General features: G+C 43.8%; 17 protein-coding genes. 7 read left to right on the top strand and 10 right to left on the bottom strand.

Going from position 1 to position 25,026, the window contains the following annotated elements:
• The first annotated feature begins 54 nt into the window (after positions 1 to 54).
• The 3 genes from HGO26_RS03130 to HGO26_RS03140 all read left to right on the top strand — a co-directional run bounded on the left by HGO26_RS03130 (position 55) and on the right by HGO26_RS03140 (position 5,256).
• The gene (locus tag HGO26_RS03130; protein ID WP_168823274.1) at positions 55 to 1,446 is read left to right on the top strand and encodes an RsmB/NOP family class I SAM-dependent RNA methyltransferase; all 1,392 of its coding nucleotides are present in this window, start codon (positions 55 to 57) and stop codon (positions 1,444 to 1,446) included.
• Between the two features lie 288 nt (positions 1,447 to 1,734).
• On the top strand, positions 1,735 to 1,896 hold the full coding sequence (locus tag HGO26_RS03135) for a hypothetical protein (protein ID WP_006080915.1): 162 nt from the start codon (positions 1,735 to 1,737) through the stop codon (positions 1,894 to 1,896).
• Positions 1,897 to 2,133: 237 nt separating this feature from the next.
• The gene (locus HGO26_RS03140) at positions 2,134 to 5,256 is read left to right on the top strand and encodes an NAD(P)-binding protein (protein WP_168823276.1); all 3,123 of its coding nucleotides are present in this window, start codon (positions 2,134 to 2,136) and stop codon (positions 5,254 to 5,256) included.
• 163 nt (positions 5,257 to 5,419) lie between these two features.
• Here the strand turns inward: HGO26_RS03140 and HGO26_RS03145 are convergent, their stop codons facing one another.
• Positions 5,420 to 7,093 carry a diguanylate cyclase gene (locus HGO26_RS03145; RefSeq protein ID WP_168823278.1) on the bottom strand — a complete coding sequence of 558 codons (1,674 nt, stop codon included), beginning with the start codon at positions 7,091 to 7,093 and terminating at the stop codon, positions 5,420 to 5,422.
• A 245-nt stretch (positions 7,094 to 7,338) separates the two neighbouring features.
• Between HGO26_RS03145 and HGO26_RS03150 the strand changes: the two genes are divergently transcribed.
• Positions 7,339 to 8,190 (top strand): DMT family transporter, encoded by an 852-nt coding sequence (locus tag HGO26_RS03150; RefSeq protein ID WP_168823280.1) that lies wholly within the window; start codon positions 7,339 to 7,341, stop codon positions 8,188 to 8,190.
• Between the two features lie 62 nt (positions 8,191 to 8,252).
• Here HGO26_RS03150 and HGO26_RS03155 read toward each other — a convergent pair whose 3' ends face one another.
• From HGO26_RS03155 to HGO26_RS03165, 3 genes are all read right to left on the bottom strand, one after another.
• Positions 8,253 to 8,792 carry a YfaZ family outer membrane protein gene (locus tag HGO26_RS03155; RefSeq protein ID WP_168823283.1) on the bottom strand — a complete coding sequence of 180 codons (540 nt, stop codon included), beginning with the start codon at positions 8,790 to 8,792 and terminating at the stop codon, positions 8,253 to 8,255.
• A gap of 166 nt (positions 8,793 to 8,958) precedes the next feature.
• Entirely contained in the window at positions 8,959 to 9,477 is a 519-nt protein-coding gene (locus HGO26_RS03160; RefSeq protein ID WP_168823284.1) for a GNAT family N-acetyltransferase, read from the bottom strand.
• A 91-nt stretch (positions 9,478 to 9,568) separates the two neighbouring features.
• On the bottom strand, positions 9,569 to 10,939 hold the full coding sequence (locus HGO26_RS03165; protein WP_168823286.1) for a magnesium transporter: 1,371 nt from the start codon (positions 10,937 to 10,939) through the stop codon (positions 9,569 to 9,571).
• 151 nt (positions 10,940 to 11,090) lie between these two features.
• Between HGO26_RS03165 and HGO26_RS03170 the strand changes: the two genes are divergently transcribed.
• A complete protein-coding gene (locus HGO26_RS03170) occupies positions 11,091 to 11,576 on the top strand; it encodes a glutathione peroxidase (RefSeq protein WP_106651117.1) in 486 nt (161 codons plus the stop codon).
• Between the two features lie 1,016 nt (positions 11,577 to 12,592).
• Here the strand turns inward: HGO26_RS03170 and HGO26_RS03175 are convergent.
• From HGO26_RS03175 to HGO26_RS03195, 5 genes are all read right to left on the bottom strand, one after another.
• Positions 12,593 to 14,446, bottom strand: a complete 1,854-nt coding sequence (locus tag HGO26_RS03175) for a leukotriene A4 hydrolase C-terminal domain-containing protein (protein WP_168823288.1) — start codon at positions 14,444 to 14,446, stop codon at positions 12,593 to 12,595.
• Between the two features lie 613 nt (positions 14,447 to 15,059).
• Entirely contained in the window at positions 15,060 to 16,031 is a 972-nt protein-coding gene (locus tag HGO26_RS03180; RefSeq protein WP_113941039.1) for a PstS family phosphate ABC transporter substrate-binding protein, read from the bottom strand.
• Positions 16,032 to 16,259: 228 nt separating this feature from the next.
• Complete coding sequence (gene phoR / locus HGO26_RS03185) at positions 16,260 to 17,558, bottom strand: phosphate regulon sensor histidine kinase PhoR (RefSeq protein WP_105249762.1); 1,299 nt, start codon at positions 17,556 to 17,558, stop codon at positions 16,260 to 16,262.
• Between the two features lie 80 nt (positions 17,559 to 17,638).
• The gene (gene phoB / locus HGO26_RS03190; RefSeq protein WP_006085167.1) at positions 17,639 to 18,328 is read right to left on the bottom strand and encodes a phosphate regulon transcriptional regulator PhoB; all 690 of its coding nucleotides are present in this window, start codon (positions 18,326 to 18,328) and stop codon (positions 17,639 to 17,641) included.
• A gap of 186 nt (positions 18,329 to 18,514) precedes the next feature.
• Positions 18,515 to 19,483 (bottom strand): porin, encoded by a 969-nt coding sequence (locus HGO26_RS03195; protein ID WP_168823290.1) that lies wholly within the window; start codon positions 19,481 to 19,483, stop codon positions 18,515 to 18,517.
• Positions 19,484 to 19,774: 291 nt separating this feature from the next.
• Between HGO26_RS03195 and rdgC the strand changes: the two genes are divergently transcribed.
• Positions 19,775 to 20,689, top strand: coding sequence for a recombination-associated protein RdgC (gene rdgC / locus HGO26_RS03200; RefSeq protein ID WP_113941038.1), 915 nt, complete (start codon positions 19,775 to 19,777; stop codon positions 20,687 to 20,689).
• A 170-nt stretch (positions 20,690 to 20,859) separates the two neighbouring features.
• On the opposite strand, the gene HGO26_RS03205 is transcribed toward rdgC, so the two are convergent.
• The gene (locus tag HGO26_RS03205; RefSeq protein ID WP_168823292.1) at positions 20,860 to 22,671 is read right to left on the bottom strand and encodes a M61 family metallopeptidase; all 1,812 of its coding nucleotides are present in this window, start codon (positions 22,669 to 22,671) and stop codon (positions 20,860 to 20,862) included.
• Between the two features lie 134 nt (positions 22,672 to 22,805).
• Here HGO26_RS03205 and HGO26_RS03210 point away from each other — a divergent pair, with 134 nt between their 5' ends.
• Complete coding sequence (locus tag HGO26_RS03210) at positions 22,806 to 24,968, top strand: tetratricopeptide repeat protein (protein WP_168823294.1); 2,163 nt, start codon at positions 22,806 to 22,808, stop codon at positions 24,966 to 24,968.
• Positions 24,969 to 25,026 lie beyond the last annotated feature (58 nt).

A 25,026-nucleotide genomic window follows, 5' to 3' on the forward strand; every position in this document is an offset into this window, starting at 1 on the left:
CGCTACACCTCTTACATAAGGCGCAGTCACAGAAGCATGATCTAGGCTAAATTTATGGGTAATCCAAGCAGCTTCTCTTCCGGTAAAGCATCCAACTCAAACACATCGTCAGCGTTAGATGCAGAGGCGAGCACTCCAGCGCAAAAACGTGCACTCAGTTACGCCAGTACAATTAAGCAATTATTCGATGAAATTCAAAGCAGTAAAATGCCCGCCGACCGTATTCTGGCCAACTACTTTAGAGAACATAAAAAACACGGCTCGAAGGACCGTAAAGTCATTCGTGAATCCTTATTTAGTCTATTTCGCTGGTGGGGGTGGTTTCAGCGAGTAGGCGATCAACAAGAATCAGCGACTTATTTTGCCAGCCTAAGCGCCAGTGCCCTATTGGAAGCTCACGCATGGCAAGATATTGCTAGCGCTTGGCATGAGTTATCACATTCGCCCATCGATTATCAGCAAGCTCAAGCGCTTACCGTTGAAAGTCTCGACGACAAATTGGCACTGATACAGTATTTATTTCCCGCGACTGAGTTTAAACCACAGGACTTATTACCCGAGTGGTTCTGGCAAGTGTGCCCTGTAGATACGGCGCAGCAAACCCAATTAATTGCTGCTATGTCTAGTCGCCCGCCGATTTGGGGCCGCGCGCAAGGGATCACGAGTCAAGATGCGGCGGCGCAGCTGCAAGCGATAGGTATCGATGCTAGTTATGGTCATTACTTTAACGATGCCATTAACCTTGGCAGCAAGAGTATGAATCTTAATGAAATAGCCCTGTATAAAGACGGCAACATTGAGATCCAAGATTTGGCTTCACAGGTTATAGGGCAAATTTGCGCGCCAGAACCCGATGCCCATTGGTGGGATGCCTGCAGTGGTGCAGGCGGCAAAACCCTGCAGCTGCGGTCTTTGATGTTGACCAAGGCTGCTGATAATAAAACACCCTCTACGGGCAGCATTATATCGTCAGATATTCGCTCCAATGCCCTAGAAGAACTGACTAAACGTGCCCAAAGAGCCCACTTTAACGGTATTAGCGTTGCCCGTTGGAAGAGCGATGCCCTCCCCGTGCCAGCGGATCATTTCGACGGTGTGTTAGTCGATGCCCCGTGCAGTTGTACTGGCACTTGGCGACGTAATCCTGATATGCGTTGGTTGGATGGTGTTGAAGCCGTGGCCGATAAAGCCGCGTTACAGCTCGATATTTTAAGCCGCAGTAGCCGCGCAGTTAAAGCGGGCGGCATCCTCGTTTACGCCACATGTTCCTTGTCGCCGCTCGAGAACCAAGACGTGGTGACGGCGTTTTTACAGCAACATCCAGAGTTCACGCTCACGCCGATACGCCATCCTTTTACGGGTGAACAAACAGAAATGTTGACCGTTTGGCCCTTTGAAGCGAATAGTGATGGTATGTTTGTCGCGCGTATGCTGCGCAGCAAGTAACACTAACTCATTATTTTGTATCAAAACTTGGCGCCTTTCATTCTGGGCGCCAGTTTCAATCATATAATATAATTTCCGATGATAATTACACTTACCCTTTAATTATCATAAGGATAATCCACACATTCCCCATTAAAATCTCAGATGCGGCCATTTCAGTGGCAAGATATAGCCTTTGGACAAAACTTTTCACCATCAGTGATGAAATATTTCGCTTTAGCTTCATCTCTCCTTTGGGTAAAAAGATCGGGTGCTGCGAATGGCACAGGTATTTTTGGAATTTTGACCATGTCACACTCCTATGAATTTGACGACGATGATGCGCCATGGGGCGATAACGTCAAAGGTAAGCAAAAGAATAAACGCGTGAAACAGCGCCGCAGAGATACTAAGCGACGTTACTCGGACGATAATACAGAGGTGGATTTCTACCAAAATAAATCGAAGTAACTAGATCTAAGTACCCTTGCTCTCACGGGTTTGTTTTACAAATTCGTTCTGTGCTAAACCTGCCAAATCTGAGCAAGTTGGATAATATCCAACTTGCTACTCAACCCCGTTATCCCCCCTCAAATACTTAATCATTCCAGTGTAAAATCAATGGGCTTAATTGCTTATTTGCCCTATGCTTTTTGGGCTATAACTCCCAAATCATTGGACTTACACTGAAATTTAAGGATGAACGCCATGGAAAAACAGCGCCCCGACTTTATTTATCCCCAAGGCAGTATGTTGATGCACTCGCCCTTAGTGCTAAATAAAGCCGATATGTACGGTTTTTTTCTTAAGGGGAAACAGGAAAACCTGCAACGCTCTATCGATAAAACCCTGAATCAAGTTGCCGGTAGCGCAATGTATTTTAAGGTGCTGTCTCCCTACGTACTGACAACCTTCACTCAAATTGAAAAAGCCTACTCCGCTTATCCAGAGGACAGAGCTAAGGGCTGGATCCAAGAAACGGACATCATCACTTGGGTCATGGTCGGGCGCCAAGATAGCAGCGACAGTAAACAAATCAGCCAAGTGTATTTTCAGCCACTACACATTTGGGTGAACGATGCCATGGCCTTAATTAATGGCAGAGAACTCTTTGGTTATCCTAAGTATTTATGTGAATACACTATGCCAGCGGTTAGCGAGCCTCTGACGCGATTATCCCTTGAGACCAAAAGTTTTTTACATTTCTCACCCGAAACCGAACTTGCCCTGCATCCATTAATTGAAGTGAATTGCGATGCCAAACCCGAGGCACAGCTTTCAACCCTTGAAGCGATAACCCAAACTTGGCAACTCTTTAAAGAACAAACCGATTTTATTCCAGAACTTGACCAGCTTGGCGAAGAGCAGCTATTTCATCTGTTATTTAAACCCGCTATCGATCAAGTATTTCTAAAACAGTTCCCCGACTCGTCAGGGCAAAAAGCCATTTATCAAGCCATCGTCGCCGCGCCTGCCCAAGTGAATAAAGTGCACAGTGTTGCCCTGCTAAAAAATGATTTTGTCGCGACCATTTTTAATAATGCCAGCTTCCCGTTAAAGGATACGCTCGGGGTCGAGATTGGTGAGCAGCACGTTTTACTCCCTTACCATGTGAACTTCGATTTTGAAGTGCCGCCCGGCGAGGTATTAGTCGATAACTCCGAAATCAAAAAACAGAAAATAGCCATTCTCGGTGGCGGTGTCGCGGCAATGACAGCAGCCTGTTATCTAACCGATAAACCCGGCTGGCAGAATCAATATGAGATTGATGTCTATCAACTCGGCTGGCGTATCGGTGGTAAAGGGGCTAGTGGCCGCAATGCCGCTATGGGACAACGCATCGAAGAACATGGTTTACACATCTGGTTTGGTTTCTATCAAAACGCGTTTGCCTTAATGCGCAAAGCGTATGAGGAATTGGATAGGCCAGCAAACGCGCCGCTTGCGACTTTTTTTGATGCCTTTAAACCCCATAACTTCATCGTCTTACAGGAAGAAGTTGATGGCCGTTCTGTAAGTTGGCCAATCACTTTCCCAATGCTACCAGGCATCCCAGGTGATGGCACCGAAACCCTCACCTTCTGGAAAGTCGTTAAAGTCGCCTTTGCGTGGATCAAAGAATGGCTCAAAGACATGGATGACCTGCTCGATGCAGATCAAAAAGTCATGGGAACACCTAAAAACTGGCTCGATAGCAGCTGGTTTGAACGCTTAAAAGATAAGTTAGAGGATTCGGTCGAAGATGCCAAAGAATCACTCGACGCGCTCGGTGATAAGCTTGAATGCCATTTTAATCAAATGATTGGCCGCGAGTGCGATGAGCATGTACACAGTGAAAGTGACGATGGTTTTGTAGAATCAGCTGTCGATGCCCTGCATCAAAGACTCGTGAAACGTTTTAGCGGACATTTAGATAATAATGACGAACTGCGCCACTTATATATAGCCGCCGATCTGGGGCTCACGATCCTCAAGGGCATGTTTGCCGACGATGTATTTGAAAAAGGCTTTGATGCCATCAATGGCTATGATTATCGCGAATGGTTAACCAAACACGGCGCCAGCCTTAAGTACACAGTCGACAGTGCGCCAGTGCGCGGTTTTTACGACTTAGTGTTTGCCTATGAAAAAGGGAACTTCGACAAACCCAATGTCGAAGCGGGCACAATTATCCGCGCTATGCTGCGTATTGCCCTGTGCTATCAAGGTGGCGTGATGTGGAAAATGCAGGCGGGAATGGGTGATGTTGTGTTTACACCTTTTTACGAAGTGCTCAAACGCCGCGGAGTCAATTTCCACTACTTCAATCGAGTTGATAATCTCGAATGTCACAATCAAAGTATTCAAGCGATTGAGATCACTGAGCAAGTAGCTCTGGCGCCGACTGTCACAAACTACGATCCTTTAGTCGATGTGAAAGGTCTCGCTTGCTGGCCGAGTACGCCCAATTATGAGCAGCTTGAGCCTGAGCAATCGGCACTGCTTAAAGCCCATAATATCAATCTTGAACACTTCTGGAGCGATTGGGACAGCGTGTATGAAACTCACTTTGGCAAAGCCCTGCCGAAAAAGCGTTTAGTCAAAGGCGTAGATTTCGACAAAGTGATCTTCGGTCTATCCATAGGTTCTGTGCCCCATGTGGCGAGTGAAGTGATGGCACAAAGCCCAGCCCTCAAGCTTTGCGTTGATAAGGTGCAAACTGTCGCCACTCAAGCCTATCAACTGTGGATGAACCAAGATCTGAATGGGATAGGCTGGCCTAATTACTCTGAAGATGGCGAGGAACCCGTATTATCGGGCTTCACCGAACCCTTCGATACTTGGGCATCGATGAACCAACTACTAGACAAAGAAGATTGGCGCGGCTTAGAACCTAAAAATGCCAGTTACTTTTGCTCGGCATTGCCTGTCGAGGCCTATCCACCAAGCTCGGATGTAGATTTCCAACAACGGAAAACCTTAGAAGCAAAAGCGGGCGCTATCCATCAACTCAATACCGAAATCCATAAACTTTGGCAAAATGTCGGTGATAGCTTCCCTTGGGAATGGTTACACGATGAACAAGACCGCCAAGGTGTTGCCCGCTTCGATAGCCAATATTGGCGCGCAAATGTAGACCCATCCGAGCGTTATGTCTTATCGGTTAAAGACAGCTCGCAGTATCGCATCACGACAGATGGCACAGGGATAGATAACCTGTATATGACGGGCGATTGGATAAAGACAGGCCTTAATGCGGGCTGCGTCGAAGCGGCGACGATGGCGGGAATGCACACTTCAAAAGCGATATCGGGTCATCCTGCGGTGATTAAGGGCGAAAAAGACTTCTAAGCTCGTTCTTAAATCTAACTAAGTCGCAAACTTGGACACTGCTCAGTCCAAGCAAGATGAAGCTAATAAATCTAAGATAAAAACATAAACGGCGCAGATAAATTCTGCGCCATTTATGTTTTCTAATGCTCTACTTAAACCATTACTTTAAGTTTTTCAATAACTAGCTTAAATGTAGCCTCACATCGACACCGCGAGTATCTGCATACTCTTGACGACGCTTATCCATACGCGATTGATATAAGTGAGTGTCAGCAGAACGCAACCACTCATGGGGATCTGCGACCTCAGTGTTTAACGACATCCCAAAACTACACTGGCAATCTTTAAAACCATGGCTTGCTAATTCTTCACCTAAGCCACTCAAAGCACTCTGTAATAACGGGATACCAGCAGAAGGCGTCACAATCACAAACTCGTCACCACTAATACGATAAACCTTCATGTGCGCTAAGTCTGTTGCTTGCAATAACTGCACTATCAACAGCAATAATCTATCGCCTTCTTGATGGCCGAGTGTTTCATTGACACTTTTCAGACTATCGATATTCAATAGTGCTAACGCCATCGGTTGCACGACTTTATCGGCAAATCCTAATTGTGAGTTCATATATTCGTCAAAGGCATAACGATTACCGACTCGCGTTAATCCATCTAAACGTGCCTTTTCCCATGCAATCGCTAACTCTTCAATATGCGCCTTACGTTCCTCAGCAAGTAATTTCAGCTTATTCGCTAACGCTAAGGACAGCAGCAACGCATCAGCCGTACCGCCCATCAGAGTCGCAAGCTCTGCATGTTCAATGAAATCAGGAGTGAGCCCCATATTTCCGGGTAAAATAATCACCGCAGGCAACAGCAAGCAGGTAAAAGCAAGAATAAAATAACGTGCAGGAGCAAAGCCTTTCATCAAGCACACATTACCGCAGGTAATTGCTAAAGCAATCCATAGCATGATCAGTACAGAGGCAATAATTGCCGTATAGGACAACAGCCAAATACTGGTCGGCAGAGCCACAATACAGGCAAACATTAAATACTGACTAAGACGCCACAGCCGCGGTGAGTAACTAGGCAACTGCAGGAAGTGCTTGTAAAACATGATATTAAAAATGGGCAAACTGATGAAAAACAGATGATGCAACTCAAGGTAATGGAAATTAAATAAGTGTGCGGGCAAATGGAAAGTCAGTGCCCAGCCACCAAAATAAGCAAATACATAAAGGCCATAGTAGAGAAAGGCTTTATCAAGAATAGAGATATAAATCAAAATATTATATAAGGCGATAAACAATAATCCGCCTAAACACAGCAGCACTGCCATTGCGAGACGGTCAGACATCAACTGATGATCCGCCACACTTTGCAATGCTATCTCAGGGGGAGAGGAGTAATAACGGCTGCTCAGCTTCACCACCAGCCAATAATCCGTGCCCATATTCAAGGTGACCTTACGGCCATAATCAAATAAAAACTGGTATGGAGCACTGTAGCCACTGTGGGCATGTTGTACGCTGCCATCACTGCCGAGTATCCAATAATCTACGGATTCAATAATCGAATTACTTGCATCCACTACCCAGTTTGATTGACGTTGATTGACCATCACAGGCGTGATCATCCAATAATCGCCACCGGTTAAGCTGACCGAACTAGCTTCGTCGAGTTGTCCCATCCAATGGGGCACGGTTTCAAACCGAGCAGGAGGCTGTTGATCCGCTTTAGCATGGAACAAATACGGGGAGTCCAACGCAATTTCAGCGCTTAATACAGAGGGACTTAATGTCCACAAAAAAAGTAAAAAACACCCAAATAGAGTTTGTTTAAGTTTGTTCATCGGCTTATTTAGTTAAAGGGCCATAGATCATTTTTACAGCTATGAAGAAAATGCTAATGCTGTCAATCTTAGTCGATAGTTGGATTTGTAGGTTAACTTTATGGCTACATTTAGTTTTTTACAATCAGTTAGGCTAAATTAGTCGGATATACCATGCCTTATGATGCTATTTTAGTCTCAAAGTCCAAACAGCGGCATGAAATTCAAGATACACCTTAATACTGACTTCTTTTTGCTGGGATCCTATGCAGCCTCTATTGATGATTTTAGCCGCACAACTACTGATTGCCAGCGGTAACCTATTGGTTAAGTTGCTTGAAACCAATGTGCCTGTTTTTCAACTGGTGCTCTACAGGCAATTATTTGCCACTCTGCTGGTACTGCCTTTTGTGTGGCACTTACAGGGTAATCTTAAACTGAGTCCTTTTTACAAAGTGCATCTCGCCCGCGCACTATTGATTGGACTGGGCAATGCCATTTTTATGCTTGCTATTCTGCATCTTCCGCTCGCGACAGTAACAGCCGTGATTTATACCTCACCCTTGTTACTGCTAGTACTATCGGCCATTTTTTTAAATGAACGCATTGGTTATCGACGCACGGTCGCAGGTCTTATCGGCTTTAGCGGCATTTTGCTTATCAGCCAACCAACAGAATTTAACCTGTACATAGGTTTAGCCTTTTTCGGTGCCATGACATCAGCGTTGAATAGTTTGATTTTAAAGGCCTATTCGACCCATGAACATCCTTTTTCCATGCTCTTTTGGTCTAATGCCTTTGCGATGATATTTCTGATACCTGCGACCTTATACGAAGGCGCCGAATTTAGTTTACCAGTGGCGCAAGTGGGACTGACTTTGGGACTATTTTACATTGCCATGACTTATCTCATCATCCATGCCTATCGACGTGCCGATGCGAGCCAAATGGCACCAGTAGAATATACAGGATTGATTTTTGCAGCCTTGTTAGGCTGGTGGATACTCGATGAAGAACTCAGCCTAGTGATTTTAATCGGGATTGGATTGGTCATTTTCTCATCCATATTACCAAGCTACAGTGAGCTAAAGGCGAAATGGAAAAGCCGGCGAAGTTAACCTCGCCGGCTCTTTAATTCGACATCTCGATCGCAATACAGCTAAATCAATATGCTTTGTGCTTAGAAACGGAATTTACCGCCAATATACACACCATCTTCGAAAGTAAAATTGCGGGCATCATCGTATTCGAAGGCAATCTTGCGGTAACCAACATAAAGTGCCATGTTTGGCGTTATACGGTATTGCACTTTTGAGTCTAGTTCATAATGACCATCAACATTGCCAAATGACAATACAGACGGCGCATAGTAAGCCGCGGCGTGCAGTGAAATATTGGGTCCCATTGATAGTGCATAACGACCACCAACAGAAATGGCACTGCCATTGGGTGAATAGTCAGACCAAAGCTGGCTTAACTGAGCACCGACCTCAAAGTGATGCACACCCGCATCATGGGTCATATGCATTGCACCTTGAGCGATATGGCCGCCTTCATCCGCATAGATATAACCCAAAACCGCGTTAGTATCTTTGTTCAATTGCAGTTCTAACTCAGTTGAAACCACATCGTTGTTCAACCCAAGATTAAATTCTGACGCATTCACTTGCAGCGCTGCTGCACTCAATAATAAGACACTTGCTACTCTGAACTTAGCCATAAAAAAACACCTCAATAATGACTGTGGGTAATAGCCGCGGATCATACCGAATAAATAAAGAAAATCAGCCTATTTGCGTATAAAGAGGGATTATTTGCGAGGAATATACAAATGTAAAACAAGATGAAAACACATTAAGATCTAAGTCTTTTCACTTACAACACAATTAGACCGCCGGGGTACGATCGCCAACTAAAGACTGCATTATCGCTTCAGCATCGACATTAACGCTTAAAGCTAAGTAATACCAACCCACAGTATTTCCTGTGCCACGGATACTCAAATAATTACGCCAAAACTGAAAACCTGCCTTCAATAAATTAGCTTGACTCGACGTGTTCTCGGCGCGAATAGTGGCGTATAAAATCAAGATCCCCAAAGCCTTAGCCACTTCGATACGTTTTTGCGTTAAACCTTGTGCTATGCCTTGACGCCGATAATGGGGCGACACCACCAGATAACCCAGTTCACCGACAGTGCCTTTACCAACAGTGCCTTTACCAGCTTTTATCGCGGCGCAACCGACAATCTCACCCTCGATAGTTTTCGCTAAGATCACCGCACGAGAATGGAAAAAGACCTGATGATCCAACGGATGAGCATTATCATCACGCCCATCAATTAATTGTGCCGCCAGCGCTAATTCTTGTGGCTTTTCACCTATAACAAACTGAATGTTATTCATATCCAGATTAAACCGTTAATGTTCCCAACATACGGTGAATACACACAAAATTGCCGTGCATTCATCTTCCAAACTCACCCAAGAGCCCACGCTACAGATATAACAACGTCGCCATACCTAAGAAAGTAAAGAAACCCACCACATCGGTCACAGTCGTTAAGATCACTGAACCCGATAACGCCGCATCTTGATTAAACTTCTGTAACACCATAGGCACTATCACCCCAGCTATGGCGGCAACGGCCATATTAATCAATATCGCACAGCCGATCACTATACCTATAGTCGCTTCACCGAACCACCAGCCAGAGACTAAACCGATCACTATCGCCCACAAAAATCCGTTAACTATGCCAATGCCGAGTTCGTTCTTCATTAGCGAAAACAAGTTACCCGCCGAAATCTGTCCCATGGCCATACCGCGGATCATTAGCGTTAGAGATTGGCTCCCCGCGATACCGCCCATAGAAGCGACAATCGGCATCAACACAGCTAATGCAACCACTTGCGATAGGACATTTTCAAATAAACCAATAGTCGCTGAGGCAAGGAAAGCCGTCAGTAAATTGATCCCAAGCCATACAGCACGGCGTTGAGCACCTTTCATAATCGGGGCGAACAAGTCGTCGGATTCATCCATACCCGCTGTTGCCATCAACTGCGCCTCATAATGCTCACGCACTAATGCCGTTGCGGTTCGTAGCGTCACGCGGCCGATTAACTCTCCGGACTCATCAATCACAGGCAATTCAATTTCGCGGCTGTGCTCTATCGCTTCGGCCGCTTCTAAAAGACTCGTATCGGCGGATAACGCACGGCAGTCCTCAGACAAAAGTGAAATCAATAACTCATAGGGATTATGTTTAAAAATATCATAACGACGAACAGTACCTTGATACTTATCCAGATCATCCACGATAAACAAATTGTCGTTACAATCGAGCTCTATACGACGAAAGAAGCGCTGCGCTTGAGCAACTGTCGCCTTATCACTGAGCACCAACATTTGATGATCGGTATAACGACCGATTTCATTCTCAGAATATTGATCATAAAGTTCGAATCGTTGTCGCTGACGCTCCCCCATCTGAGCCAAGGCACGATCGGTAAAACTTTCAGGAAGATAATCACTCCACTCAATTAAATCTTCAGGACTTAATTGCGAAAATAACAGATCCACTTCATTGTCAGGCATCCGCTTCAGGATCCCCATACGTGGATCGGCACGCATTAGGCTCAACACAGTCACTCTGTCAGCAAATTCAACTTGCTGCCAACGCTCATAACGCTCATCCAAGGGCAAGGACTCAAGCGCTAAGGCTATGGTTCCAGGTTCTGAGTCATTCAGAATTTCACTAAACACTTCAGCCTGTTCTTCTCCTTCAACTTCAGTGAGTTGTTGAACTACTTGCCCCACATCCGCTTGCATGTTTGTTTCGTATTCTGCGTCATTTTCTATCACACAGATGCCCTTTTCTTTAGCCACAAAATTGCTGTAACTATATTGATAATTAAGTAAATTAGCAAACCCACAAAATAAATTGCACGCAATTATATTGCTGAAAACTATTTTGAGGTTTATGCTGTTTGGCTAAGATCCTACGGAGGTGAACATGACTACGAATATATACAGCCAATCAGCAACAGACATTCAAGGCAACGCGGTAAGCTTAGAGCAGTATCGGGGCAAAGTACTCTTAATCGTCAACACCGCCAGTGAATGTGGATTTACACCGCAATACAAAGGATTAGAAGCGCTATATCAAAAATACAAAGATCAAGGATTAGTGATTTTAGGCTTTCCTTGCAATCAATTTGGCGCCCAAGAAAAAGCCGATGAACAAGGCATTCAAGCCTTTTGTGAATTGAATTTTGGCGTGACGTTTCCGCTATTTTCTAAAATAGAAGTGAATGGCGAACATACGCATCCACTTTATCAATACCTTAAGAAAGCCGCTCCCGGCGTATTAGGCACTCAAGGTATTAAATGGAATTTCACTAAATTTTTAGTTAATCGCCAAGGCGAAGCAATCGAAAGATTTGCATCAACGACCAAACCCGAAGCATTAGAAAGTAAAATTGCTGCTTTGCTAAAATAATTTAATCACTATCTATTTGAAATCTTGCAATTTATAAAAATTTAGATTTATTTTAATTTTTTATGGAACTTTAACCGTACAAGGCCCCTCAAATGTATTGAACAGTGAATGTCTTTTTCATGTTCATCATCTCCCTGGGGCTTCTAGCGCAGTCCCCTTGACCTAGGAATAGGTCATTAGGCAACCATTAGGTTGCCTTTTTTTATCCCTTTATTTTATATGTAATATAAATGTAACAACTAAGTGTGGGCACTCAATATCTCTCAAAAACTTTTTTTGTCTTTTTTCTGATATCGGTGAACTTAATTAAAAATGGCGACTCTGAGTATAGGTAAGGATTAACGGATAAGATTAAATGCACCTTGAGAATGAAATATGTGAAGTCGCAGTTTCATGCACTCAAATGACACAGTTTCTGTTTTATCGCATTGAGTCGAATTGGTTGGTCGTTCATCATCATCTCCCTTTTGGGACGCAATAGAAAACACGCTAGCGCACTGAATTCTATTTGTATCCCGCACTGATTTCCTTGTGGCAACCTTAGGTTGCCATTTTTTTTACTCAAATTTCAACAAGCGCTAACGCTAGCTTATAGATTAATAAACTGACACGCGTTTAATTTTTTATCCCCATGATTTTAATGTAGAAAAAATGTAACACTTAAGTGTGAGTACTCAGTATTCCCCAGAAAAATGTCCCATAAAATCTTTTTTAAACTTTTTGGGATTTTTTTCTGATATCAGTGAACTTAATTAAAAATGGTGACTCTGAGTATAGGTAAGGATTAACAGATAAGATTAAATGCACCTTGAGAATGAAATATGTGAAGTCGCAGTTTCATACCCTCAAATGACACAGTTTCTGTTTTATCGCATTGAGTCGAATTGGTTGGTCGTTCATCATCATCTCCCTTTTGGGACACAATAGAAAACACGCTAGCGCATTGAATTCTATTTGTATCCCACACTGATTTCTTTGTGGCAACCAATAGGTTGCCATTTTTTTTACCTAAATTTCTATAAGCTGAGTGATTTGTCCAATTGAACTTGAATCGAAGGATGATAGCCTGCACGAGCCTTTGTATAGATGTCTTTTAATTCAGAGTGATATCCCGCAATTTGTAACTCAGCATAGAGTGGCCGCACAAATTTACCGCGTCCAATACGCACTAAATAGGCACTTAATGCTGGCAACACAGGATCATAATGATTACGAATCGCGACTCGAAACCAATCACAGGCAATTTCTGCATTAGTCGATTGGGTTAATTGGAAGGTTTCATCCAGATCCATCAATTGTACTTGACTAACAACTTCAGGTAATTGGGTCAGAAAATATTGCCAATGATGCACTCGCCAATCTTTAACGCTTAACCGGCCCGCTGCAGTTCCCTGTAGAAAACACGCCAGCGCATCATCGACTTTATCTAAACTCATAGATGTTGGTCCGCAATAGCCCTTAGGTAAGCCTTCACCATAAATCCACGTTAATAGTTCAGCTTCAGTGATTTTATCTGCGTGTAATTGCAGTAAAGTTTGTTTTGCGTACTCGACAAACACTTCGGTGGTAATGGCTTTAAACGCAAAATGATTCACATAAGTGAGTAAAAATTTATCAAATTCTACTCGCCCTAGCCTGCGCTCTAAATCATGGACAAACATCGAAGCCTTATCATAAGTAAAACGATTAAAGGCAAGATTAGGATCGTCCTGCTGCACATTAGCGGGTAAAGTTTGCTTACCCGTAGGCAAAGACGCGATTTCTTCTTTTAAGCGACCAAACTCTATTACCCATTCTAATTCTGCCTGTTCTTTTCCATAGACAGCCTCGACAATACGGTTAGTAAAATAGGTCGTGAAACCTTCGTTTAACCAGAGATCACGCCAAGTTGCATTACTGACCAAATTGCCCGTCCATGAATGCGCTAACTCATGGGCAACGGTTGACACTAAGCTTTTATCACCAGCAATGAGTGTGGGCGTTAAAAAGGCTAAACGCGGATTTTCCATTCCACCGAATGGGAAACTCGGCGGCAAGATAATCATGTCATAGCGGCCCCATACGTAAGGACCTAACAATGACTCGGCAACGTCGAGCATGTGTTCAGTATCTTCAAACTCTTTTGCGGCGGCCGCTAGCATGCTCGGCTCGGTATACACGCCGCATCTTGGACCTATCGCTTGAAAGGCAATATCACCCACAGCCAACGCCATTAAATGGGTCGGAATAGGCTGTTCCATCTCAAAGTGAAACGCACCATTAAGTGGCGTATCGGGATGATTCATCGCGCTCATAACGGCGCGCATGCCTTTGGGCACTTGCACCTTAGCATCAAAAGTGATCCGCGCCTTAGGCGTATCTTGTAATGGGATCCAACTACGGGCATTGATCGGTTGCGATTGACTAAAGAGGTAAGGTAACTGTTTACCCGCGGTTTGCTCAGGCGCTAGCCACTGTAATCCTTGGGCGGACGGCGAGGTTTGATAGTGAATACAAACCTGCTTGCATGGAGATTCTGGTAACGTGATACACAATTTTTGCCCGAGTATGGGGTCAGCTTCATTAAGCACAAAGTCGAGCGGTTCTTCATCCATTTCTGTTAATGCATTCACCCCCTCTGTAGCATTAAAACAAGTCACAGCGAGTATGGTTAGATCTCGACTATCAAGCCAAAGCTCTGTTACATCACACTCAAGAAAATCCAAGGACAGCGTCGCTTTAGCGAAAAGACGCTGCGCGTCAAAATCCACCATGACATCCAAAGAGACATGGGTCACTTGCACTTGTTCGGTATTCGCAAAAGAATGGTAATCTCGGGTTAAATCCCAAGGGGCTACATCAGCTAATGTACTCTTAGTTGGTTGCAACACTGTCGCCTCGATATTCAAGTTTTGAGCGGTATGTTCTAAATAGTGAGTTATGAGTTACCTTGCTGTGGTGACGGGCTTGATAACTTATCACTAATCATTGGGAGGTATTATCGACTGCAAATTTACTCAGAGGCAAATCGTAACTGAGCTCTAGAGCTCCTTAGGAACAAGTTTTTTGTAACAGTTCATCTTTGGGTGTAGGTACCGAGTTTGCAATAAGCTATCTCTAGCTTGCTGGATTTATCGGTAGTCACAGTAGAAGCAGCTAAAATTGAGACGTGCAAACTTGGCAAAAATCGAGTCAGCCTCTTTTTATAAAAACAAAATGCAAAATTATTTAAAATATTTCGCACTTTCCCTGAACTAATTTGATGATGCTGAGTCAGATATTATGAACCGAATCTTTGTAATGAGTTTCTTCGTTCATCATCATTCTCCTTTAGATGGTTTCTAGCGCGACCGTCCCAAGATTCCGAATTGGAATTTACAGCAACCTACTTAGGTTGCTTTTTTTATGTCTTTAATTTGGTCTAAACCTGACATCATCACACATTTAAAACCACAAAAACAAAAAGGACCTCCTAAGAGGTCCTTGATTAACAAGCCGTTTGGCTTACAAGCGAATACCTACTTGCTCTAAATCTTTAGCAACTACGCTATTAGGCACAGGTACATAACCGTCTTTTTCTACCACTTGCTGACCTTGCTTAGACAACACATAACGCAGGAATTCTTTTTCCATTGGTGCTAAGTCTTTGTTTGGTTGCTTGTTCACGTAAACGTATAAGTAACGTGATAGTGGGTAAGTACCATTAGCCGCGTTTTCAGCTGTAGCTTCGATAAACTCATTGCCTTTCTTAGCGATGGCAACAGCTTTAACACCTGCAGTTTTGTAACCGATACCTGAGTAGCCAATCGCATTCAGAGATTGAGAAACAGATTGCACAACAGAAGCTGAACCAGGTTGCTCGTTTACGTTAGCTTTAAAGTCACCTTTACAAAGCGCGTGCTCTTTAAAGTAACCGTAAGTGCCCGATACTGAGTTGCGACCGTAAAGTTGAACGTCTTTGGCAGACCAGTTACCGTCTAAGCCTAAATCGCCCCAACGTTGGATGTCACTGCTACCACATTTGTGAGTTGAAGAAAAAATGCCATCAACTTGCTCAACGCTTAAGCCTTTGATTGGGTTATCTTTGTGCACGAATACGGCTAAAGCATCGATAGCTACACGAATCGCAGTTGGCTTATAACCAAAATGCTTTTCGAACGCTTCAACTTCATTAGGCTTCATCTTACGGCTCATAGGACCGAACTGTGAAGTGCCTTCAGTCAACGCTGGTGGCGCAGTAGAAGAACCCGCCGCTTGGATCTGAATGTTGACGTTAGGGTACATTTGTTTAAATTCTTCTGCCCAAAGTGTCATCATGTTGGCTAAGGTATCTGATCCTACAGATGATAAGTTGCCAGATACACCGCTCGCTTTTTCATAAGTAGGCAAAGATGGATCAATCGATGCCATCGCAGTGGCAGAGAATACACCAGCGGCTGTTAGAGTAATCGCGCCGACAAGCTTTTTCAGTTTCATTATGTGCTCCAGTAGTAAGCTAACTAATTTGTAACTTAAGTTTCTTCAGACGCAGCCAGTATCAATCGCTACAATGACAATTCTATGTCCGTGATATGACACTTAAATGACAATGCACTATTTATCGCTTTTTTCTGTCATTTATTAAAGACTCAATAAACCTAGAAATAAAAACAGGCCCTAATGGCCTGTTTTTATTATTCATTGTAAATATTTCACTCACACATACTATTTCTTACGTTCGATAAGATGCAAAGGGATAATAAAGCTAAAAGTACTGCCTTTACCGACTTCACTGCTGATTTTAAGCTTACTGTGATGGTGGTTAAGCGCATGTTTTACTATCGCTAAACCTAAACCACTACCACCAGTTTGCCTTGAGCGCGCACTGTCTACCCGATAAAAACGTTCCGTTAATCGACCAATATGCTGAGCCGCAATACCTTCACCCGTATCCGTTACGCTAAAGATGGCACCCGTAGCCACACTGCACCACTGCACTGTAATTTTCCCGCCAGGTTCTGTGTAACGAATCGCATTAGAAATCAAGTTAGAACAGGCACTTCTCAGCTGCAATTCATTGCCGTGAGAATCAAGTCCAGGCTCACAATAGAAACTCAATTCATACTTATCTTGTGCCAGCGCCTTAGCTTCCTCCTTGAGCACCTCCATCAACTGCGTCATATTCACAGTGTTTTCGAGGTTAATATCCGCCGCATCTTCAATTCGCGATAACATCAATAGCTGTTCGACCATAGATTGCATTCGTCGTGTCTGCTGCTGCATCAATGCTAACGGCTTGACGTTCATCGAATCAGGCTCAGCCATGCTTTGCATCATTTCGAGGTAACCCTGTAGCACAGTGAGCGGCGTTTTTAATTCATGCGACACATTGGCGACAAACTCTTTCCGCATTCCCTCAAGCTGACGTATACGAGTGATATCCCGCGCAATTAACAGTAGCTGCCTGTCACCGTAAGCCATGATACGGATTTCAAGCAAACGCCTATCCGATACCGGCGAAGGTAACTCCAGCGGCTCTTTGTATTGTGCGGATTTAATGTAAGCAGAAAAATCAGGATGACGGATTAAATTATCGATTCGTTGACCATTATCCTGTGGCCACACAAAACCGAGAATGAGTTGCGCTAACTTGTTGCACCATAAAATATTATGTTCTGAATCAAGCACGACAGCGGCATCGGGTAACGCCTCAGCACCTTGACGAAATCGTGCCAGCAGTGCGGCCAGTTGACCGACACGTCGACGATTCTTCCCTTGAAGGCGATAAATACCGTTAAATACACCTTCCCAGCTCCCACTGCCCTGCGGCGGCGTGAGTTTCCTATCCCGCCATAACCAAAAGTTAAGCCGTGATAATTGTCGGTAATGCCAGCAAACTAACCCTAGCGTGCCGATAAAGAGTATCCAGAGAAGTTTCCCTACCAATAAACCTATTAGCGCGCAAAGCAGTAGATATAAACCTAAGCGCGTAAACAACCGATACCCTGAATAAGAGTCAGACATAAATAAACCCAAACATCAGGCTAAATAAGAGGAGCACAAGATAGCGTAAAAGCTAACTTGTGCCTAACAGTTATTCAGCACTAAATGCGTGTAGAGAAACGATAACCAGCGCCACGAACCGTTTGGATCAAGCGATCATGACCAGACTCTTCAACGGCTTTACGAAGGCGTCTGATATGCACGTCAACGGTTCTGTCTTCAACATACACATTGGTGCCCCACACATTATCGAGCAGCTGTTCACGGCTGTAAACACGCTCAGGATGGGTCATGAAAAAGTGTAATAAACGAAATTCGGTTGGGCCCATATCTAATACAGTTTCACCCACACTCACCCTGTGACTCACAGGGTCGAGCATTAAGCCCTGTACATCAATGGTTTCTTCTAAACGAGTCGGTGCACTGCGACGCAATACGGCTTTAATACGTGCGACCAGCTCTTTAGGGGAAAAAGGTTTAGTGATGTAATCATCGGCGCCAACTTCGAGGCCTTTGACTTTATCTTCCTCTTCACCGCGGGCGGTTAACATAATGATCGGAATTTGGCGCGTAAACTCATCTTGCTTTAAGCGTTTCGCCAATTGAATACCACTTCCGCCAGGAAACATCCAATCCAATAAAATCAGATCGGGGTAAGGCTCCTTTAGCAGCGCAATGGCCGAATCAAAATCTTCCGCCGCAGAGGTTGTAAACCCATGCTGTTCCATTACAAAAGTCAGCATCTCGCGGATGGCCAACTCGTCTTCTACTATCAATATCCTTGCAGTCATAAGTGATTTTCTGTCAGTGAATGTCAACACGGCTATTATTAGTCATTTTTATTACAGATTTATGAATAAGCACGCCGCTTGAGCTATATAGTAGTAATATTTGTCATAATAAGTTTATATAACTGTTTGTTTATAGCAATAAAAAAGGAGGCTATATGCCTCCTTAATTGAGTTTTAATGCTGGATTTAGAATTTGTGTTCTAAGCCAACACCAATGTATTTGTCATCATCTGTAGACGCTTCTAACGAGCGGTTCGTGTAGAAAGCGAATAGTTTAGTTGGCTTACCTAAACTGTAGTCTGCACCTACCGACCATGAATCACCAAGTTCTTCCATATCTTGGAACTGAGCTTTTAAAGTAACAGCATCGATATCATAGGCAGCGCTTAATAGATAGCCGTTAGCACTTTCTGCAGTGACTTCAACTGGCATCGACGTTGCAGAATCAAATTTATAGGTTTGCTCTTGTTGCTGGTACATACCACCCAGTTTAATACCGGCTAACTTAGCTTGTAAGCTGGCACGAACAATCTCATATCCAGACACATCAGAGTCATAAGCAAGAGATGCATAAACGGGTGTTTTCTTCAGTTTCGCATCACCATACATGGCCGCTAAGCTAAAACCATCTTGAGCAAATTGACCTTTTACATCATTTCCTTCGGCAACATAGGTAACACCAAATACAAAATCACCAAAGGAAGGCGTAAGGTAAGTCGCCGTTTGAGCAGCACGAACTTCACCCTTGAACAGCTTACCTAAGTCACCTGAAAGGTCGTTAAACTGATCAACATCACCTTGAGAAATTTTCAACAAGGTATCATTACGACCCACAGAGAACGAACCAAATGCGCCTTTCAAACCAACAAATTGGTTACGTGCAGTAAAGTTATCGCTTGATGCTGCACCTGTATCAACTTGATATTCCACTGTGTAGAAAGCTTCCAGCGAGCTAGACAGCGCAAAATCACCCTTCACACCAAAACGAGAAGCATTACTTTGAATAGTTGTTGTAGCATCACCTTTCTCATCATTTGATTGAGCAGTGACATTCAACTTACCATAAACAGTCAGTGGCTCAGCGGCATTAGCTGAAGCCAGAGTTGCAGAAGCTAGCGCAGAAGCAAGTAGAGTTTTACAAAAAACGTTCATCATTTAATCCTTTCGACGTTATGTTCGTCTTGGTTATTGGTTTGGAACGACCGAAAGTTTGCAATGAATGTGTTTCAATTTTATTTCAATTGTGACCATTAACGTTGGCGAGCAAAAAAGCTGACGTGAAGCCAGGCACAAAACCCAGTAAAAATGCAGGCTGCAGCTAAGCTAATTATTATGTTACAGTTTAATGAATTCTGATCTTCCGTTAAAAATCAGCTATTGAACACAGGTTTACCCCGTCCAAACTATGCCGTAAACTGCCACTTTAATTTTCAATGGGCGCCTCTTATGTGGTTTAAAAATCTTACTCTTTATCGTTTCAATAAACCTTTTGCCGTCGAAACCGAAGCGCTAGAAACTGCGTTGGCCGATTTCACTTTCTCCCCCTGCTCAAGCCAAGATGTCAGTAAATTTGGTTTCTCAAATGCGTTAGGCAAAAAAGGCAGTTCTTTGGTCCATAGCGCTGACAATCGCCATCTGATCTGCGTGACTAAAGAAGAGAAAATTCTGCCAGGCCAAGTCATCAAAGAAGCCTTAGAAGAAAAAGTGGCTCTCATTGAAGATGAAGAAAATCGTAAACTGGCGAAAAAAGAAAAAGATGCGCTAAAAGATGAAATCATCACTAGCCTACTGCCACGCGCTTTTTCGCGTCGAAGCCAAACCCACGCCTTGATTTTGCCTGAGCTAGAAATGATCCTCGTTGATAGTTCAAGTGCCACTAAGGCCGAAGAATTATTAGCGTTATTACGTAAAGCTCTCGGCAGTTTACCTGTGATCCCACTGAGCTTTAAAGCGCCAGTCGAATCCAATTTAACTGAATGGTTAAAACTTGGCAGCGCACCATTACCCTTTGAAATGCAAGACGAAGCCGAGCTAAAATCTGAAGCTGATGAAGGCGGAATTGTGCGCTTTAAGCAGCAGGATTTGAAAGAAGACGAAGTGTTAGCTCACTTAGCTACAGGTAAGCAAGTACACAAGTTAGCGCTGCATTTCGGCCAATCGATTGCACTATTATTGCAATCAGATGCTAGCGTGAAGCGCCTTAAATTCTCTGAAGAATTTAGAGCTGGGAACGATGAAGTCGGCACTGACGATCCTATGGCTCGTTTAGATGCAGACTTTGCCCTAATGGGCAGCGAGTTAGTCGCCTTGATGCATGCACTCGTGGCCGCCCTTGGTGGACTCGAAGACGCACAAGTTTAAGCAAAACTCGTTAAGCAGACGAGAGCTACGACTCGCTTGTTAGACTGAGCCGTACAAGATAAGAAAAGGCGCCCCATCAAAATAATGGTTGCGCCTTTTTTATGACGATTTTACTTAAGGTGGTTTTAAGACAAAGGCATTTAGATGCTAAAGATGAAGCCCTAACCACATTAAGCTTTAGTTGCTAACTCGCCTTTATTGTCAAACGGCCAATCAATGCCTAACCAAGTCTTGAAGAAAGCTTTTTGCTGTTTAGTCGCTTTTGCATCCCCCTTGAGCACTAGCTTACCGCTTTGCTGCTCGCCAAGGATGAGCTGTACTTGCTTGATTTTATCGTTGCTAAATAATATCACCTCTACACTATCGCCAACCTTAAAGTCTTTGATGCGCTTATAGAAACCCGCAGCAGTCACCTTGAGACCATTAATCGCTAATACTTCATCCCCCGCAACTATGCCCGCTTGCCAAGCAGGACCATTACGCAACACTTGGTCTAACACTAAAGAGCCATGGGTGCTGCTCAAGGTCATTCCCGCAAATGCCTCAGCTTTTGAATCTTTACCATAGGACAGATTTAACCCAGCCTGTGATAATAATTCTGGGAAATCTAAACTCATGGGACTATTCACGTTTGCCTGCCACCAAGGTGCATAATCTTTGCCGGATAAGTCTTTAAGAATGTACTGAACATCACTAACACCATAGCCTTTTGGTACGCGATGTTCTTGATATAAACGACGGTGCACATCGCGATATGAATACTTAAGTTCGGAGTCTTGCAGTAATGAAAAATCTAAGGCTAAAGAGGTTAAGTAACCCTCTGAGTAAATATTTACACTGTGGTTAATAGCATAATCGCCACCGATACTGCTCCACTCCCCTGCACTCGCCTCTGCCACAGATTGAGTTTCACGACCCGGATTGAGTTGGTTTTTCTCGACGCGCTTGGCTAAATCTTCAAGGAACTCTTTAACTGTTATGACTCCAGCCCGCAACAGCAACTGATCTTGAAAATAACTGGTAGAACCTTCAGCCATCCACAGTAATTCCGTCATATTTTCATGTTGATAATCATAGGGAACTAATCCCTCGGGGCGATAAGCCTTCACGTTCCAGGTATGGATAAACTCATGGGATGCAGTGCTAATAAAGCGCACGTAGTCCTTGCGTTCACGGAAACTAAAGCGCGGCAGTTGAATGACAGTAGAGTTTAAATGTTCTGTCGCGCCACTGGCACCACTCGTTGCATGCACCATATACACGTAACGATCAAAAGGATAATCATCCCAAATCACCTTAGCTTGACCGCTTAAGGCTTTAAGATCTTTTACTATTTTATCCGTGTCATAGTTACCTTCCCCCCAAAACACCAATTCATAGTTTTTACCATTAGCACTAAATTGTTTATGAGTACTCACACCAGTTTCAATCGGGGAGTCGATCAACACATCATAATTAGGGGCAATAAAGGAATGAGCGGCCTTACCCGATGACATCCCAGAGTAACTTTGCCAATTTTTAGGCACTTTTAATTCTACGGATATTGGTTCAGAGCGAAATTGCGGACTGTACATGAACACACCGCTAGCATCCAAATAGGCATGGCTCGCGTCAATATGGCGCACCCTTTGGCCTAATTCATTAGCGTACAATTGATAACTGACAGTAACACGGGTTGGCTGCGTGAGCGCCACTTGCCATTCACCGCTCGCGGTGCGTTTCCATTGCAGTTCATGACCTTGACTATCTTTAGCACTAAATAAGCGCACACCATCGGCCAAAGGTAATACTTGATATTTGCCCGTCCGCCACACAGGGAGATTCACCGTAAAATCGTTCGTCTTCACTTCAGGAAAAGTGACACTCACTTGGGCAATATGGTGTTCGGGTTTAATAAGGTCGATTTGGTATTTCACATCGGCCAATACTTGACCCGAAAATAATGCGCTCAATATCAAGATTGATAGTCTGTTGGGTTTCACTCTTGCTTCCTTCTGTTATTATGCTTCTTATGATTTTTCCAAGTATAACAAGTCGATGTAGCATCCTCATTAGGCGCTAACAAAAGCTAACAAAATAAGTTCCTTGACTAAAGGAATGAGGAATCACAGTTCAAATGCAAAAACTCACGGTTATTTTATTTACTCTGTTGCTGTCACTGCCTTTTACAGTCCAAAGCCGAGATCTCGAAGCGGATGAGGTTGAGTTAAGAGAATCACCGCAGCAAATGTATGATGCGCTCAACAAAACAATTTCCTTTCCCCTCGCTTTTCAAAACCGTGACCAATTTGAGCGCGCAGCCCAAGAGCAAGGCTACAATCCACTCGAATTTGAACAGATTTTGTATTTACTGGCCCGCCTCAATATGGAGCCAAACGTTAAAACCAAGGTCGATTTTCAAAACGCAAAAAGCTTGATTGAACTCCTATCGACTGCGGCGCAATCGCCCTACGAACTTGCCATGGTCGCCATGTTAAATGGCCGTTACCTTGGCCGTACTGAACAGAAATATCAAGAAGCGATTGGTCTTTATAATGAAGCGCTCACCCGCATCAACGACAGCTATGACATCGAAACATTAATTCTTAAACACAATATTCATGAACATCTAGGTGGCTTACATTTATTGATCCGCCAAGAAGTGCCCGCACTGATGCACTTCCACACATACCGCGACATTGCCTATAAACTCAGAAACGATTACTTAATCGCGGCGGCTGAAGCGAGGCTTGGCTTTTATTACAATTTTAATCAGCAGCTTACAAAATCACTACAGCATTATAGTGAAGCGATTCGGATCTCCAATCGTTCTAATTACCCTTCAATGAAAACCAATCTGCAATTGCAACTTTCTAAGGTATACCGTGACTTAAAGCAGTGGGATGAAGCGCTTAAAAATGCTCATGAAGCCGCGGCTGGCTTTAAAAAAATGGGCAATGACACTTATCTTTCAAGTTGTATGACAGTGATCGCTATGGTCTATGGCGAACAAGGGGATTGGCATAAAGCGATTGATTACTACCTAAATGCCCAGCAATTAGATGCAAAACGCGGTAACTACATCGCACAGGGGCTTAATTTCCATAATTTAGGACAAGCCTACTCAAATATTAAAGACAATGTTAACGCCCTAAAATATTTACTGATGGCCAATCAAATATTCAAAGAAAAACAAAGCCATCACTATCAAGTTTATAACGAACTCTTAATTGGTGAAATCGCCCAAACCAACCAAGATTGGCCGCTGATGATGGCCCATGCCGATATCGCATTAGCACTCGCGGTCGATTTAAAACTGGTCGATGAACAAAAATCCGCACTCACCCTTATCGCCTCGGCGGCGCAAAAATTAGGTGAATTATCAAAAACCATCGATGCCCAAGCCCGTATCATTGAGCTAAGCAAAAAGCCAGCGGAGACAGATAAAGACTCACCTGTGTCGGCCTCTGCCCTTGCAGAGCAACAGCTAAAACTTGAGCTCAACATGCTACAGGGAAAACTCGTTGAGACAGTGAAAGAAAGCAACAACACTCACACGCTACTGCTCATTTGCAGCCTTATTGCCGGACTCTTGCTGCTCGTGATTATTTTCATGCTACAAAATCGCCGCAAAATAACGGCTAAAAACGCGGCATTAACTCAATTAACGCTACAGGAACCCTTCACTCACAATTTAGGGTATGCCGCATTATTAGCGCACTTAAGCCATAATCAAAGTCAGGAATCCACAACGGCACTCGCGATTATCGCCTTCCCCACCCAACTTACGGCGGATCTGGACTATGGCCAATATTTTAGTGATGCAGTAACAGCGCAAATTGCCAATCATCTAACGGATGCACTCGCAGCATCTGTTTATGTGGTACGCCAAGGGGTATTTGCAGTTCGGTTCACGCAACCTATTGAGCCGACACAAATACTCAGCCAAGTACGCCTGAAACTCGATCAACAGCAAATCACACATCATTTCCGTCTTGGCTTTGCGCATTTGCCACTTTTAGCGAAATCAGAAATTAAAATGGCCGCGAAATTAAAATTTGAAACAGTGCAGATGGCGCTTGCCTGTGCCCGTAGTTTAGGTGGTAATAACGACTATTATGTCGCTCTCAGAGCCCTCGACTTTGTTCCTTTGAGCTTATTTGCAAACCCGTTATTTTTGCACCTTGAAAAAGGCATTGAGCGTGGATTAATCAGATTAGAGACCAACGGCAATAAAGAGGATATTCGCTGGCCTTGCTGGGAAAATAACCAAGATAGGCAATTACTGGAAAATATTTGATCAATATCGGTAATTAATCACAGAGTCACTGGTAAATCGCATTTGCACTCTACGCCCA

The sequence above is a fragment of the Shewanella oncorhynchi genome (assembly GCF_012584455.1).
GTDB lineage: Bacteria > Pseudomonadota > Gammaproteobacteria > Enterobacterales > Shewanellaceae > Shewanella > Shewanella oncorhynchi.